This window comes from Streptococcus vestibularis ATCC 49124, assembly GCF_000188295.1.
GTDB lineage: Bacteria > Bacillota > Bacilli > Lactobacillales > Streptococcaceae > Streptococcus > Streptococcus vestibularis.
Genome location: NZ_GL831112.1, coordinates 251535 through 265702, shown reverse-complemented (window position 1 = coordinate 265702; position 14168 = coordinate 251535). Strand labels below are relative to the sequence as shown.

The window sequence follows — 14168 nt, the reverse complement described above, 5'->3', positions numbered from 1 at the left end:
GCTAGTAACATATTCTTCCCCATCTTTGCCTTTTTTCGTTCTAAATGCAGGTCCAAAAAACGACTGTTCAACTTGTGATAATTTATCTTCAAATTCTTGTAGTTCTTCTTTTTCTATGGCTCGATACCTCTCTTTCTCATTTCCGAAGTTAAGATACTCCTAAAAGTCCTATCTATCTCATTGCTAGATAAAGGCTTATCAGTAACCTTATTAGCTATCATTGTCAGTTCATAGGCGGTAGGGATATCTGCCTTTACATATTTTGATAACAATAACCCTACAAACTTAGTTACCGCAACATTTCGCCCACCCTCGTCACCAAAGCCATGTAATAGGGTATCAAGCACGCGCATGGTGATTGTTTTATTACCGCTTTGGCGTGGTGTGTGATAGTGTGGTTTCTGAATAGCCGTAACTGTATTTGCAACGGGATAATCACGCCCTCTATTTACTATCTTTTCATAATCAGCAGGGTCTCCAGTGGTTACTGGTAACCCTTGTAACTGCGACCATGTTAGACTTGTACTGTCGAAAGGTAGCCCGATTTTGTCCGCTATCTCTTGGACAGTCTGCCTATAGGTCTGCTCGTTCATTGCGTCGCTAGGTTTCACCACAAGCCTATAACGTGGCTTATTAGCCGTGTGCTTAATAGTTGGGTAAGCTATATAAGAATACCCGTGTAAGGCGTTATCGACCACGCTAGGAAAGTCTATATTAGCCTCTAGCTCGTCATAGTCCAAGAAAATCAAGTCACGATAAACTAAGCTAGCATTATTGCGTTTGTAGTTGCCGTTCTCGTCTTGTTTCACCTTGCCAGTAATACAGTAAGGGGCGGAACTGCGCTTAAAATCGTCGATATTTTCACCTTGTGGCACTTTCATAGGTCTACGTTCTGCAACATAGTCAAAGGGTGCTTGTTTATCGAATAAATGTAAATCATTACCAAAACCCTTGCTTTCGTAGATAGACATACTTGCACCCTCTTTCTAACTTTCATTCCCCATAAATGCATAAATACTACTTCTAAGGTAATACACTTTGCGTGTCCCCTCTACTGGGGCTTGATAGCGTTTAAGTCCCGCTTCTTCCCAACGTCTTAGGGTGTTATAACTTACCCCTAATTCGTCTTGTACTTTCTGGGCAGATATTAGATCTAACTGTTTGTTATCATGTTTGGAAATGGCTTTAAGAAAGTCTTCAAAACGATTGTCAATGATTCGAAGTAGTTTGTCTTCGAATTCTTCACTTAAAACGTGCATATTATCCCCTTTCTAGTATTTTCTCGTATGCAGTCACGTCTTCGATAGACTTTAAAATGTCTAATCTTTTCTGTTCATTCTTGACTTGGTTTTCAAGAGATCTAAGCCCCTCTAATAGTTCCTCTCTGGTTTCAGCTATATAGTAACCATTACGAGTACCAACCCTAGCACCAATGATAGGAACACCATAGCGAATAACTAAGTTACTGATTGCACTAGAAATTAGGCGGGAGTTGTAACCCGTGATAGTGGCTATCTCTCCGCCAGTCGTAGCGTTAGGACGCCCTTTCTTTAGGATTACTAAGACTGCCATTTCCGCCTCTTGTAGTCTATTTCTTATCATTTACACCTCTTTCTAGTTGTATTGTTTTCTCTGCTATATAAGCTAGTTTCTCTATAGATTGTTGTTGTGTTTTAATGATATCCAGTAGTCGCTTAATGATCTCGACAATTTCCGGAACAACGTCCGTATCCGTATCTTCCATATCCGTAATTGTAACTAGAGTTGTGCTTAGTGTTTCTAGCTCTTTATTCCGTCCAAAAAGGTCAATAATTTCTGTCATAGCACGCGCCTTCCTAGTTGTAATACTTGCCTTGAGCTTGAATATAAGCCCCGTAGCGTGTGCCTACGTTGCGCGTGGTGTTATCTGTCACGGTATCAGTTTTAGGCTCTATATCAAGCTGAAAATAGCTCTTTTTAAGCCATAAAACGGTTAGGGCGATCGATAAAACAGTAACTAGGATAAAGAACTGGGTAGCAGATAAATTTAATTCAGTAGCCATGGTTTTACTCTCCTTTTCCCTCTGCCTCGTGTGCTCTTAATTCCTCTGGGTTGGCACACTCGAGTAGGAAAAACGCAACTCTATCTAGCTCGTTAGAATAGATTTCTACGCGGTCACGGTGGTTTAGATAAAGCAGGAAGCCAATCAGTACCACCATAGAGATTACCGCCTGTGTATTGGTCAAATCTAATTCATTCATGTTATGCCCTCGCTTGATAATTCTTAATAAATTCCACTTGTTTTTCACGTTTCATCTTCAGGTATTCGTCTACCTCTTTGGGTGTTACCTTTCTATCTACAAAATCAGCAATAAACTGAAAGAGATTAGGACGTTCCTCCTTGATTTCAGTCATTACTTCATCAAATTCTGCTTGTGTCATGTTGTCTAGGTCTAGTGTCATTGCATTGCCTCCTCAAACTTCTCTATAAGACAACTTTTATTTGCTTTCTGAGTTCCATTTTTAGAGTTAAAAAGAATATCTTTTAAGGTTACAGTAGCCTCTAAATACTCCTTTTCAGCATGCTCTATATACGCCTGTTGCTCTGCTTCGTTGTCAAAAAAGTGCTTAGCTTGGCGTTTAAAGAATGCTTGTCGCATAGCATCCATTTCAAAAATACCAGGACTGAAATAGATTCCCGTAGTTCTTTTAGAGATCGCTTCGATTTTATGGCTGTCATTCAATTCAGGAAGTTCAATCCAAAGTAAGCGGTGTAAATCTTCTTTGATAGCTTTTAATTGTCCTGATAAGAGTCCTATTCTTAAAAAATCATTGTTTTCGTCTGCTTGGTGTAATTCCATGCTAATTCTATCCAAGCTTTTAGTGATAATATCGTATGTTGTTTCTGTCATGTTTTTTACCTTTTTCTATGATGTGTAATTTCCCTGATGGCCTTTTAATGTCGTTTCTTATACAGGATTGACACCACTCCAAACGCTGGGCGATTGCCCCAAGTTGGCGAACGCTTGGAAGTGGTGTCCAGTTTTAAGAGTTGGCGCTCTAAGTAGGGGTACACGATACCAGCAATTCATGATATAATTGAGGTATCTAATTTGATTGCTAAAACCCGACATAATATGGCTTGCCTGCCTGTGTGTTTCGTTTTAGTTGTGGATAGTTAAAGGCTTGTGAGTTTGGCGACTGCTAAGCCTTTTTTGTTGTCTTATTCCTAATAAAATAATTCATCAATAGTTATATCTGACTTTAATTCAGAAATCATCGTTTTTATAGCTAGCTTTTCTCTGTCGTTAAATGCAGTTTTACCAGTCTCTTTATTGTTATATGACTGAACAGAAATATTTAGTTCTTTTGCCATATCACGCTGAGTCTTACCTAACATTACTCGATAACCTTTTAATTTCGTCATGTTGTTTACTCCTTTTTTATTTTTTGATATCAGACATTTATGTCCGATTCGAGAATAGTATAACAGACTTTTTTGTACGATGTCAAATAAAAAATTGTTATTTGTTAGGACATTTTTGTCTTTTTTTATGTTACAATCAATAAGAAAGGTGATAAGTATGAGTAAATTAAGAAAATTACGAAAAGCAAAAAATATGACTCAAAGCGAGTTAGCAAAAAAGATAAAAGTATCTGAAAAAACTATCTCACGTTGGGAAAAAGATAAAACATTGATGAAAGCCAATAAAGCAAAAGAGTTAGCTGACCTCTTCGGGGTAAGCGTTGGATATCTGTTGGGATATATTGATGATTCTGAAATATATGACGATGAAGTTGTAATAGAACCTGAAAAGGGGATGATTTTAGCTTACTCTTTGGAACGTTTTAACAAAAAGCACCAGGAAAAGATGTTTAAAGACTTCATTACATTTTTCCGTGATAACAGTATCTTCATCAGCGATAATGAAATTTTGTCTCTATATTCTATGGTGCAGGCTGCCAATCTCAATAATGCCACCCCAAGAGGCAGACAGTTTATCGATTTGATTTTTTCTGATAATGACGAATCAAAACAAATAATTGATGATTACTCATTAGTTTTTGGTAATGAGTTTGCTAGAAACGATTTAGAGGAGCAAATCCACGGTTATATCTATGATGAAACAAACACTAAAGAAAAAGCTGAAAAACTCTTGAAAGTCTTACAATCAGCGTATGGAGAACGCGACTATCTAAATCAGTAATGTTACCATCATCAAAGTCGTAAGCCTATATAGACAAAAAGACTAATCTATTGACCATATACATAAACCAATCTAAACCCGATATAATATGGCTTGCCTGCTGATGTTTAGAAAGGTTTATCATGAAAATTAACGAGATAAAGAAAAAAGACGGGTCAACCGTCTATCGTGCTAATATATATCTTGGTGTTGATGTAGTCACTGGTAAGAAAGTTACAACTAAAGTAACCGCTAGGACAAAGAAAGAACTCAAAACCAAAGCCCAACAAGCGCAATTTGATTTTAAAGCCAATGGCTCAACACGTTACAAAGAAGTAACAATAGAAACATACGAGGCGTTAGCTACTTCATGGTGGGATAACTACAAGAATACGGTTAAAGTAAACACAAGAAAGTTACAAAAATCCATCTTAGATAAGCATCTCTTACCGTTGTTTGGTAGTTTTAAATTAGATAAGCTTACAACCCCACTCATTCAGTCTATTATGAATAAACTGGCAAACCGTACAAATACTGGTGAAGTTGGCGCTTATCTGCATTACGACAAAATTCACGCCCTTAATAAGCGTATATTACAGTATGGCGTGGTTTTACAAGTTATTCCTACTAACCCAGCTAGCAATGTTGTTTTACCTCGAAACACTCAAAAGGATAAGAAAGCCAAAGTTAAGCATTTCAATAATGACGAGCTGAAACAATTTCTTACCTACCTTGACAGCCTAGATAACACTAAATATAATACTTATTATGATATCACGCTATATAAGTTCTTACTTGCTACTGGTTGCCGTATTAACGAGGCCTTAGCTCTCTCATGGTCTGATATCGACCTTGATAACTCGGTTGTGCATATAACAAAGACTTTAAACTGTGAAATGAAGTTAAACAGTCCAAAGTCAAAGTCTAGCTATCGAGATATAGACATAGATCGGCAAACCGTAACCATGCTGAAAAAATACCAACGTAAGCAAACCCAAGAGGCTTGGAAACTAGGCAGGACTGAAACAGTGGTATTCTCTAATTTCATCAAAGCCTATCCAAGAATTAATCAATTAACGAAGCGACTACGAGCGCATTTTGACAAAGCAGGGGTAAATAATATAGGCTTCCATGGTTTTCGTCATACTCATGCCAGCTTGCTTCTTAACTCGGGTATTCCTTACAAAGAGTTGCAGCATCGTCTAGGTCATTCCAAACTTTCAATGACTATGGACACTTACAGTCACTTATCAAAAGAGAACGCTAAAAAAGCAACGTCATTTTTTGAGCAAGCACTAAAATCTATCTAAAAGTAAGCAAAAAGGTAAGCAAATTAAAATTAGAATATAAAATAGCACTCGCAAACCCTTTATTTTCAAGGGGTTTGCTTGTTCCTATAAAAATAGCGATATTATAACACATAATATAATGGTGAGTAATATAAATGATAAAAAAAATCCTAGTCCTTCATACTGGAGGAACCATTTCCATGTCCGCAGATGACGATGGCAAGGTCAGTCAAAATGCTGATAATCCCATGAACCATGTTGGACTTGATCTAGATAATCTGGACTTAACTGTCCTAGACTTCCTTAACATCCCTAGCCCACACATTACGCCTTACCATATGCTTGATATTTATAAAAAAATCAAGGAAACAGCTGGACAATATGACGGGGTGGTTATCACCCACGGAACAGATACCCTGGAAGAAACAGCCTACTTCCTAGATACCATGAACATCCCTGAAATTCCAATCGTCATAACTGGTGCCATGCGTTCGTCAAACGAGCTAGGAAGCGATGGTGTCTACAACTATCTCTCAGCCCTTCGTGTCGCAAGCAATGACAAGGCTGCCGATAAGGGTGTCCTAGTCGTTATGAACGATGAAATCCATGCGGCCAAGTATGTAACCAAGACTCATACTACAAATGTGGCAACCTTCCACACACCAACCCATGGTCCACTAGGCATCATCATGAAGCATGATATCCTCTGGTTCAAAACTGCTGAGCCTCGTGTTCGCTTTGACTTGGAACAAATTACAGGAACAGTACCAATCATAAAAGCCTATGCTGGAATGGGGATTGGAGATGGTATCATCAGTCTCCTAGACCCTGAAAAGATTGACGGCGTGGTTATCGAGGCCCTAGGTGCTGGAAACCTCCCACCACTAGCTGCAAGAGAAATTAAGTCACTTATGGACAAGGGAGTTCCCGTTGTACTCGTTTCCCGTTGCTTTAACGGTATCGCCGAACCAGTCTACGCCTACGAAGGGGGAGGCGTTAAACTCCAAGAAGATGGCGTTATGTTTGTCAAAGAACTCAATGCACCAAAAGCCCGCCTCAAACTCCTCATCGCACTTAGTGCAGGACTGGAAGATCAAGAATTGAAAGATTATATCGAGGGGTAAAACATGAAACTTAGCATTGAAGCAACTGATAAATTGGAAAACAAAGATTTCCACTATGAACTAATCGTCTCACAGACACATGTCGCCATGGTCTGTGGTACTGTGCTAGCCAGTCTAGCCTTGATCGCATGGTTGAAGAAAAAATAAAAAAGCTTGAAGCATGGTCACTATAGAAGTGACTGAACTGCTTCAGGCTTTTAGTTTTCTTCGTCTGGTCTATATTCAAGAATATCTCCTGGTTGACAATTCAACTCCTTACAAATAGCGTCCAGTGTTGTAAAACGGATTGCCTTGGCCTTGCCTGTCTTAAGAACCGAGAGATTGGCTGGGGTAATACCAATCCGTTCTGCAAGCTCACCCGAGCGCATCTTCTTCTTAGCAAGTTCAACGTCCAAATTGACAATAATCATAAGCCCTCCTAAATCGTATACTCATTTTCCTCAGCAATGGCATTAGCCTTAGTCAAAATCATAGAAACAGCATATAGAACAAAACTAACTAGCAAATAACTGATGTTAAAGAAACTATAACTCTGGTTGCCTGTTCCAAATGTAAAGATACCATTATTGATAAAGGCCCCAAGAACTAGCAAATGCGCTGACCAGCGAACCAACTTAGCATTTTTAGCGATGAAAATATCAGAACGATACAGATTAATCAGAAAGGCACGTAGACACAACAAGAATCCTAGGTTGACTGACATACGAAGGAAATCAATGATTGCTGCAAAAAGTGTCAGACTAGTGCTACTACTTTTCACGGTAACTCCTGAACCAAGAAGCATACGCAAACCTTGTTGTAAGAGTCCTTCATGACCGGTCAGGATAAAGGCATCATTAAGAATGGTAATAACAAGACTTAAAAAGCCCGCAAAAAGGAGGACATTAACGAATAAGAGAACACTACGCAAACGTTTTTGTTCTTGCGTTTCCTGGTGACTTTTGGCACTTTTGGCAGACCGCCAACCATAATAACTAGAGCCAGCTAAGGCTAGGACGATTAAAACATAAAATAAGATAGTTTTCATGTGTTACCTCGATTTGTAAATACATTGTGATTTTTTGAAGAATAGACTTGAAAAAGCCAAGGTGCCTATAGGAGACCTTGACCTCATACTAAATCATTAGCTAACCATTAACAGTATCAATTATATCGAATATCAATATAAGATACTAGTTTATAGATAAGATTTTACTACTTTTCAAATAAGATTTGTTCAATGATTCAAAAAACAGAAAAACCAGACAAGAAAATCTCAACTGGTTAGCTTACTTATGTTAATCGCCTAGACTGGTCATGCTTCCGTCTAGACTTTTTATGAGTTTAAGAAGAGGGATTCTACGTTATGAAAAAAGGAAAAAGGGATTTTGGAAAATGAGGGATGAAAGTTGTAGAATATGGGTAAATTTAGCCTCTTCCTAGCATCAATACTAGTTTTGATAAACCTTAAAGTCTTGAGGATGCTTCTGGAAATTTCGGTTGTAGGTTACTTTAATTTTTACTGTCATTGTTATGTCCTCCTTTTTAGGAATGGTTTGGCCTAGCCAAGACGTTTTATTATCAAAACCTATCTCGTTTTGATGGTTTTATTATAGGTTCCCTAACTTAAAGAAAGCTTGTAATAAACTTGAAGGAAACTTAAAACTCTCAGTGAGTTTACTGAGAGTTTTTGTTATCATGGATAAAATAAGGTAAAACCTGCAAAATAAAATATAAGACCTATCATCGTAAGAAAGAAGGCATGGAAGATAGCAAAAAATCAAGTTTTAACCGCTTCTTTTCATTGATTTCCTCCTCAGTCAAACTCACTTTGACTTCTCAAATGAACTTCTAGCACCTGCCAATCAGGATTCTCACGCCAGTTAGGGTCAGATACAATTTGACTGGCCACGCGCCTTGCTTCTTCTAGGATATTATAGTCTTCCACAATATCAGCCACTTGAAATTCAGGAATTCCTGACTGACGTGTTCCAAAGATTTCTCCTGAACCACGCATTTTAAGGTCCTCTTCTGCTAGAACAAAACCATCCGTAGTCTCACACATGGCCTGCATGCGTTTTTTCCCGGTATCATTTTTAGGATTAGCCACTAAAACACAGTAGGACTGCTTGTCGCCACGACCTACACGGCCGCGAAGCTGGTGAAGCTGGCTAAGTCCAAAACGATCCGCATCCATAATGACCATAACCGTAGCATTTGGCACGTTAACTCCCACTTCAATAACTGTGGTTGATACTAAAATTTGAGATTTTTTGTCCTTGAAATCTTGCATAATTTGGTCTTTTTCATCATTTTTCATGCGACCGTGCATCAGAGCCACTGTAGCTGAATCCCCAAAGAAATCTGTGAGTTCCTGATGAAGGGCAACAGCATTTTTTAAATCAAGAGCTTCAGACTCTTCAATCAAAGGTGAAATAAAATAGACCTGAGCATCTTTTTCCAACTTACTTTTAATCCAAGTCAACACGGTGTCTAATTGCTCATGTTTAACCCAACGGGTAATAATGGGCTTACGCCCAGCTGGCATCTGGTCAATGATTGACACATCCATCTCCCCAAAGGCAGTGATCGCCAAAGTCCTAGGGATAGGTGTCGCTGTCATCATAAGGACATCAGGATTATCGCCTTTCTCACGGAAAATACGACGTTGATTAACCCCAAAACGGTGCTGCTCATCAGTAATTACTAGCCCAAGCCTGTGATAAGTCACTGTATCCTGAATCAGTGAGTGAGTCCCCACGATCATCTGAGCCTCCCCAGATTCGATTTTGGAAAGAGCTACTTTTTGTCCGCCGCCTTCATCCCAGAAGTTAGGAGCGCTACCTCTAGCTCAGGAAAAAGCCCTTGAAAACTCTGATAGTGCTGCTCTGCTAAGATTTCCGTAGGTACCATGAGGGCAGACTGCAATCCTGCCGTGTAGGCTCCATACATGGCAAGGCTAGCGATAACTGTTTTCCCTGAGCCCACATCTCCCTGCAAGAGACGGTTCATATGAGCCCCAGATTTCATATCAGCTAGGATTTCCGATAAACTGCGCTGTTGGGCTTCTGTCAAAGGGAATGGTAATTCTGCAATTTTGGATTTGATTTTGGCTTCATCGTAAGCAATTGCTAGACCATTGGTTTCGGACTTATTCTCAGCCTTCAGCACCTGTAAGTTCATCTGGAAATAAAAGAGCTCCTCAAACTTGGTTCTACGTAGAGCCTGCTTATATTCAGCCAAATCTTTCGGAAAATGCATGGCATGCACAGCCTCTTGACGTCCCATGAGACGATACTTGTCCATAAGTACCTGTGGGAGACTCTCCTCCAATAAATTCAAGGCCCCACTATCAAAAGCTGCCTTTATAGCCTTTATCAGCTGGGCCTGACTAACACCCTGGGTCACATGGTAAACTGGCTGCATGTCGTCCTCAACTTGAGCTGATACTTTCATACCAGTCACTGCAGACTTCTTCTGGTCCCATTTGCCAAAAATAGCCACTTCTGCCCCCATCTCAATCTTGTCCACAAGATAAGGCTGGTTGAAGAAACTAATAGCAATCACTGCCTCTCCTTGCTTGATTTTAAAACTCAGACGATTACGTTTAAAGCCATAATACTGCACATTGGCAGGTGTCACCACCGTTCCCGTAATAACAGCCTTTTCGCCATCCATCAGTTCAAAGATAGACTTACTCTTAAAATCTTCATATCGGAAAGGAAAATAAAGCAAGAGGTCCCCAACCGTGTGCAAATCTAATTTGGTAAATTTTTCAGCGGACTTAGGACCAAAGCCTTTCAAATCCGCAATTGGTGAATCTAGTCGAATCATATTCTCTATCATTTCTATCGTGTTCTTCTCCTCGTAAAAGAGGAAGCCTTATCAGCTATTATAACACATGAAAATGGTCTTCACTAAAGTCAAAAAATCCAGCATCAAACTGGATTTCTCTTTTTATTTATATTAGTCATAGCTACGAGGTACACGATCACTAAGCAAACAGAGAACTTCATAGTTGATAGTGCCACGTTTTTCAGCCACCTCTGTCGCAGTGATGCTTGCTCCCCCATTTTCACCCATAAGAGTGACAGGAGTCCCTAGGGGATAAACCTTAGGAAGGCGAACAGTGATCTGGTCCATAGACACGCGCCCAACAATAGGACAAAGCTGTCCATCCACAATAACGTGGAAACCTTGTAAATCTCTGGTCCAACCATCCGCATAGCCAATCGGAATGGTTCCAATAACCTCATCAACTGTCGTCGTATACGTTGCACCATAACCCACATCTTTACCTGCTGGCAGGGTCTTAACATGAACAAGTGCTGTCTCCAAGCTTAAAGCAGGACGAATGTTATATGGAAGGTCTAAAACACTGCCACTAGGATTGAGACCATAGATAACGACACCTAGACGTACCGCATTAAAGACTGTTTCTGCATGCCAGATACTCGTCGCAGAGTTGCTAGCATGTACCAAGCGAGGGCGGTCCACCAAGTTATTAACCAAATCCGTGAAGAAGGCCAATTGACGTTTGAATTTACTATCATCTGCCTCATCAGCCGTTGCAAAATGAGTAAAAATACCTTCGACATCAGCACCAAGATCCTTCAGACCAGCAATCAAGTTATCTGCATCCTCTAGGTTACGTACCCCAATGCGTCCCATGCCTGAATCAATCTTAATATGACAGGTCAAACCAGTCAAATCAAGCCCTTGCTTCTTAGCCATTTCCAACCACTCAAGCGAAGCTACCGTCAGCGTGATGTTTTCTTGAATAGCCAAAGGAACCTCGTCTGGCAAGACGACTCCTAAAATAAGTATCGGTTGCTCTAAGCCAGCTTGACGAAGTTCAAGCGCCTCGTCTAGGTTGGAAACACAAAAACCTTCCACCTGCTTAGACACATGCTTGGCCACTTCAACAGCGCCATGACCATAAGCATTGGCCTTCACAACTGCAAAAGTCTGCACCTGTTTAGGAATATGACTAACCACTTGTTCAATATTTTCTGAAATTGCTGACAGATCAACCTTTGCCAAGGTTGGTCGATGTAAACTCGAAATCATAAGCTATCCTCTTCCAACATCTATCTCTTAGTTTTTTTCTAAAATAACACTTGCCTGAACAAAATCACCGCTATGGGAAATGGAGATAAAAACCTTGCCTTCAAAAGGCGACTGAGTGACCACGGGAGCTCCCTTGTCATTGTTTAGAATTTCAATATCCTTAAAACCAACTGCTCCGATTCCAGTACCCCAGGCCTTTGAAAAAGCTTCCTTACCAGCCCAACGCCCTGCCAGAAATGACATCTGACGATTTCCAGAAAGGGACTCAAAACGCTCCCATTCTCTTGGTGTCAATACTTTCTTTGCAAAATGTGGGTTTCGGTCATAGGCCTTTTTAACTGCTGAAATTTCCTGCAAGTCTATACCATGTCCAAAAATCATAATTATAACGAAAGTCGATTGTGGATTTCACGAATAAGGCTATCTGTCTTATCCCAACCAAGACATGGATCTGTAATTGATTTACCATAAACTTCAGGTGTGTCTTGACGACCATCCTCAAGGTAAGACTCAATCATAAAGCCACGCACGGTATCCGCGATACGCTCATCCCACTCACGGTTAAGAAGGACTTCACGCACAATACGAACTTGCTCCATAAAGTTTTTACCTGAGTTGTCATGGTTAGTATCAACAAGAATAAATGGATTTTCCAGATTAAATGCACTATACTTGTCCAAAGCCTTAACCAAGTCCTCGTAATGGTAGTTAACAATATTCTGACCATTTTCATTGTTGGCACCACGCAGGATAGCGTGAGCAAGTGAGTTACCATCTGTTTTCACTTCAGCGCCATTGTAAAGGAAATGCTGTTGGTTCTGCGCCGCATAGATACCATTAAACATGACATTCAAATTCCCTGACGTTGGGTTCTTCAAGCCAATTGGTACATCAATACCTGAAGCTACAAAGCGGTGTTCTTGGTCCTCAACCGAACGTGCTCCAACAGCGTGGTAGCTAAGTAGGTCATCAAAGAAGGAAAGATTTGACGGATAAAGCATCTCGTCAGCGATTGGAAGGCCTGTTTCAGTAATAATACGTGACTGAAGGTGGCGAACCGCCTTAACCCCAGCAAGAAGGTCTACATCACCCTCTGCATCTGGTTGGTGGATAAGCCCCTTATAACCATCTCCATTAGTACGTGGTTTAGCCGTATAAACACGCATAACAATAAAGATTTTATCTTTCACTTCTTCCTGAAGTTTGGCCAAACGGTGGGCATAATCAAGAACGGCTTCTTCATTGTCGGATGAACATGGACCAATAACCAAGAGAACACGTTTGTCCTCACCCTTGATAATTTTTGCCAAGGTCTCATCATTAGCCTGTTTAGTTACTAGAGCGTCTCCCGTAAGAGCATGTAATTTCCTTACTTCCGCTACATCAATCAGCGGACTATTTTGGTGAATTCCCATTTATTTCCCTCTCTTTGTGAAAAGAGAGCGAACCGCTTGGTCATCCAAACGGTTCACTCCCCATATATGGTTTCTGTTACCTTATTATTTTGACAAAGTATCATGGATTTCACGAATCAATTCTTCTGTCTTATCCCAACCAAGACATGGGTCAGTGATTGATTTACCATAGACATCTGGCGCATCTTGACGGCCATCTTCAAGGTAAGATTCAATCATGAAACCACGTGCAACTTTGTTGATTTTTTCATTCCAATCACGGTTAATCAAGGTTTGACGAACGATACGGATTTGTTCCAAGTAACGTTTACCTGAGTTATCATGGTTTGTATCAATAACGATGAATGGATTTTCAAGGCCCATTTGTTCATAATGTTCGATTGTTTCAAGCACATCATCATAGTAGAAGTTAGGCACGTTTTTACCATATTCATTCGTTGAACCACGAAGAATAACGTGTGCCAATGGGTTACCTGATGTTTCAACTTCTTCACCGTTAAAGAGGAAGTTTTGTTTGTTTTGCGCAGCGTAGATACCGTTAAACATCACGTTAAGGTTCCCTGATGTTGGGTTCTTCATACCAGTTGGAACATCAATACCTGATGCAACAAAACGGTGTTGTTGGTCTTCTACAGAACGTGCACCGATGGCAATATATGACACAAGGTCATCTACCAAAGGAAGGTTTTCTGGGTAAAGCATTTCATCAGCAGTTGTGATACCAGTTTCAGTGATAACACGGTAGTGAAGATTACGTACAGCCTTGATACCATTGATTAGGTTTGGTTTACCTTCAGCATCAGGTTGGTGCACAAGCCCTTTATAACCATCACCATTTGTACGAGGTTTAGCTGTATAAACACGCATAACCATAAAGACTTTATCTTTCACTTCTTCTTGAAGTTTAGCCAAACGGTGAGCATAATCAAGAACGGCTTCTTCATTATCAGATGAACATGGACCAATAACCAAAAGCGTACGGTCATCTTCACCCTTGATGATTGCTTCAAGCTCTTTATCACGAGCTTGTTTCTTGGCAAGGGCTTCACCTGTCAATGTAGTTGATTCTTTAACTGCATCAAAATCAATTTTTTCACTTACTGCTTTAAAAACCATAATAATTA

The 14168-nt window shown here is 40.0% G+C and carries 19 protein-coding genes and 1 pseudogene; 4 read left to right on the top strand and 16 right to left on the bottom strand.

Annotated features, from left to right (window positions below):
* Positions 1-113: 113 nt before the first annotated feature.
* From HMPREF9425_RS01405 to HMPREF9425_RS01365, 9 genes are all read right to left on the bottom strand, one after another.
* On the bottom strand, positions 114-971 hold the full coding sequence (locus HMPREF9425_RS01405) for a primase alpha helix C-terminal domain-containing protein (protein WP_003096076.1): 858 nt from the start codon (positions 969-971) through the stop codon (positions 114-116).
* A gap of 15 nt (positions 972-986) precedes the next feature.
* Positions 987-1259 (bottom strand): hypothetical protein, encoded by a 273-nt coding sequence (locus HMPREF9425_RS01400; RefSeq protein WP_003096073.1) that lies wholly within the window; start codon positions 1257-1259, stop codon positions 987-989.
* A gap of 1 nt (position 1260) precedes the next feature.
* The gene (locus HMPREF9425_RS01395) at positions 1261-1572 is read right to left on the bottom strand and encodes a hypothetical protein (protein ID WP_037621629.1); all 312 of its coding nucleotides are present in this window, start codon (positions 1570-1572) and stop codon (positions 1261-1263) included.
* Between the two features lie 16 nt (positions 1573-1588).
* Entirely contained in the window at positions 1589-1822 is a 234-nt protein-coding gene (locus tag HMPREF9425_RS01390) for a hypothetical protein (RefSeq protein WP_003096070.1), read from the bottom strand.
* Positions 1823-1835: 13 nt separating this feature from the next.
* Entirely contained in the window at positions 1836-2042 is a 207-nt protein-coding gene (locus HMPREF9425_RS01385; RefSeq protein WP_003096068.1) for a hypothetical protein, read from the bottom strand.
* 4 nt (positions 2043-2046) lie between these two features.
* A complete protein-coding gene (locus tag HMPREF9425_RS01380; protein ID WP_003096066.1) occupies positions 2047-2241 on the bottom strand; it encodes a hypothetical protein in 195 nt (64 codons plus the stop codon).
* A 1-nt stretch (position 2242) separates the two neighbouring features.
* A complete protein-coding gene (locus HMPREF9425_RS01375; RefSeq protein WP_003096064.1) occupies positions 2243-2443 on the bottom strand; it encodes a hypothetical protein in 201 nt (66 codons plus the stop codon).
* Positions 2440-2892 carry a hypothetical protein gene (locus tag HMPREF9425_RS01370; protein ID WP_003096063.1) on the bottom strand — a complete coding sequence of 151 codons (453 nt, stop codon included), beginning with the start codon at positions 2890-2892 and terminating at the stop codon, positions 2440-2442. Before HMPREF9425_RS01370 ends, HMPREF9425_RS01375 begins: the two co-directional genes overlap by 4 nt.
* A gap of 317 nt (positions 2893-3209) precedes the next feature.
* Positions 3210-3407 carry a helix-turn-helix transcriptional regulator gene (locus HMPREF9425_RS01365; protein WP_003096061.1) on the bottom strand — a complete coding sequence of 66 codons (198 nt, stop codon included), beginning with the start codon at positions 3405-3407 and terminating at the stop codon, positions 3210-3212.
* Between the two features lie 157 nt (positions 3408-3564).
* On the opposite strand from HMPREF9425_RS01365, the gene HMPREF9425_RS01360 reads away from it, so the two are divergent.
* The 4 genes from HMPREF9425_RS01360 to HMPREF9425_RS09865 all read left to right on the top strand — a co-directional run bounded on the left by HMPREF9425_RS01360 (position 3565) and on the right by HMPREF9425_RS09865 (position 6727).
* Positions 3565-4188, top strand: a complete 624-nt coding sequence (locus tag HMPREF9425_RS01360) for a helix-turn-helix domain-containing protein (protein WP_037621284.1) — start codon at positions 3565-3567, stop codon at positions 4186-4188.
* 122 nt (positions 4189-4310) lie between these two features.
* Complete coding sequence (locus HMPREF9425_RS01355; RefSeq protein WP_003096056.1) at positions 4311-5477, top strand: tyrosine-type recombinase/integrase; 1167 nt, start codon at positions 4311-4313, stop codon at positions 5475-5477.
* Between the two features lie 137 nt (positions 5478-5614).
* A complete protein-coding gene (locus HMPREF9425_RS01350) occupies positions 5615-6580 on the top strand; it encodes an asparaginase (protein WP_037621627.1) in 966 nt (321 codons plus the stop codon).
* Between the two features lie 3 nt (positions 6581-6583).
* Complete coding sequence (locus tag HMPREF9425_RS09865; RefSeq protein ID WP_003093521.1) at positions 6584-6727, top strand: hypothetical protein; 144 nt, start codon at positions 6584-6586, stop codon at positions 6725-6727.
* Between the two features lie 50 nt (positions 6728-6777).
* Here HMPREF9425_RS09865 and HMPREF9425_RS01345 read toward each other — a convergent pair whose 3' ends face one another.
* From HMPREF9425_RS01345 to HMPREF9425_RS01315, 7 genes and pseudogenes are all read right to left on the bottom strand, one after another.
* The gene (locus tag HMPREF9425_RS01345; protein WP_002889236.1) at positions 6778-6990 is read right to left on the bottom strand and encodes a helix-turn-helix domain-containing protein; all 213 of its coding nucleotides are present in this window, start codon (positions 6988-6990) and stop codon (positions 6778-6780) included.
* Between the two features lie 8 nt (positions 6991-6998).
* On the bottom strand, positions 6999-7607 hold the full coding sequence (locus tag HMPREF9425_RS01340; RefSeq protein ID WP_003094114.1) for a DUF2975 domain-containing protein: 609 nt from the start codon (positions 7605-7607) through the stop codon (positions 6999-7001).
* 768 nt (positions 7608-8375) lie between these two features.
* Positions 8376-10393, bottom strand: a pseudogene (recG, locus tag HMPREF9425_RS01335) (ATP-dependent DNA helicase RecG).
* Between the two features lie 132 nt (positions 10394-10525).
* Positions 10526-11629, bottom strand: coding sequence for an alanine racemase (gene alr, locus HMPREF9425_RS01330; protein WP_003093673.1), 1104 nt, complete (start codon positions 11627-11629; stop codon positions 10526-10528).
* Positions 11630-11656: 27 nt separating this feature from the next.
* Complete coding sequence (acpS, locus tag HMPREF9425_RS01325; RefSeq protein ID WP_003093454.1) at positions 11657-12010, bottom strand: holo-ACP synthase; 354 nt, start codon at positions 12008-12010, stop codon at positions 11657-11659.
* 2 nt (positions 12011-12012) lie between these two features.
* On the bottom strand, positions 12013-13044 hold the full coding sequence (locus tag HMPREF9425_RS01320; RefSeq protein WP_003094804.1) for a 3-deoxy-7-phosphoheptulonate synthase: 1032 nt from the start codon (positions 13042-13044) through the stop codon (positions 12013-12015).
* A gap of 84 nt (positions 13045-13128) precedes the next feature.
* Positions 13129-14160: a 3-deoxy-7-phosphoheptulonate synthase gene (locus HMPREF9425_RS01315; protein ID WP_003094677.1), complete on the bottom strand. Its 1032-nt coding sequence runs from the start codon at positions 14158-14160 to the stop codon at positions 13129-13131.
* Positions 14161-14168: the final 8 nt, after the last annotated feature.

Coding starts and splice junctions, on each gene's coding strand:
- HMPREF9425_RS01365 (WP_003096061.1), bottom strand. CDS start 3,407: ATGACGAAATTAAAAGGTTATCGAGTAATGTTAGGTAAGACTCAGCGT.
- HMPREF9425_RS01395 (WP_037621629.1), bottom strand. CDS start 1,572: ATGGCAGTCTTAGTAATCCTAAAGAAAGGGCGTCCTAACGCTACGACT.
- HMPREF9425_RS01400 (WP_003096073.1), bottom strand. CDS start 1,259: ATGCACGTTTTAAGTGAAGAATTCGAAGACAAACTACTTCGAATCATT.
- HMPREF9425_RS01390 (WP_003096070.1), bottom strand. CDS start 1,822: ATGACAGAAATTATTGACCTTTTTGGACGGAATAAAGAGCTAGAAACA.
- HMPREF9425_RS01345 (WP_002889236.1), bottom strand. CDS start 6,990: ATGATTATTGTCAATTTGGACGTTGAACTTGCTAAGAAGAAGATGCGC.
- HMPREF9425_RS01340 (WP_003094114.1), bottom strand. CDS start 7,607: ATGAAAACTATCTTATTTTATGTTTTAATCGTCCTAGCCTTAGCTGGC.
- HMPREF9425_RS01385 (WP_003096068.1), bottom strand. CDS start 2,042: ATGGCTACTGAATTAAATTTATCTGCTACCCAGTTCTTTATCCTAGTT.
- HMPREF9425_RS01360 (WP_037621284.1), top strand. CDS start 3,565: ATGAGTAAATTAAGAAAATTACGAAAAGCAAAAAATATGACTCAAAGC.
- acpS (WP_003093454.1), bottom strand. CDS start 12,010: ATGATTTTTGGACATGGTATAGACTTGCAGGAAATTTCAGCAGTTAAA.
- alr (WP_003093673.1), bottom strand. CDS start 11,629: ATGATTTCGAGTTTACATCGACCAACCTTGGCAAAGGTTGATCTGTCA.
- HMPREF9425_RS09865 (WP_003093521.1), top strand. CDS start 6,584: ATGAAACTTAGCATTGAAGCAACTGATAAATTGGAAAACAAAGATTTC.
- HMPREF9425_RS01315 (WP_003094677.1), bottom strand. CDS start 14,160: ATGGTTTTTAAAGCAGTAAGTGAAAAAATTGATTTTGATGCAGTTAAA.
- HMPREF9425_RS01320 (WP_003094804.1), bottom strand. CDS start 13,044: ATGGGAATTCACCAAAATAGTCCGCTGATTGATGTAGCGGAAGTAAGG.
- HMPREF9425_RS01375 (WP_003096064.1), bottom strand. CDS start 2,443: ATGACACTAGACCTAGACAACATGACACAAGCAGAATTTGATGAAGTA.
- HMPREF9425_RS01405 (WP_003096076.1), bottom strand. CDS start 971: ATGTCTATCTACGAAAGCAAGGGTTTTGGTAATGATTTACATTTATTC.
- HMPREF9425_RS01370 (WP_003096063.1), bottom strand. CDS start 2,892: ATGACAGAAACAACATACGATATTATCACTAAAAGCTTGGATAGAATT.
- HMPREF9425_RS01355 (WP_003096056.1), top strand. CDS start 4,311: ATGAAAATTAACGAGATAAAGAAAAAAGACGGGTCAACCGTCTATCGT.
- HMPREF9425_RS01380 (WP_003096066.1), bottom strand. CDS start 2,241: ATGAATGAATTAGATTTGACCAATACACAGGCGGTAATCTCTATGGTG.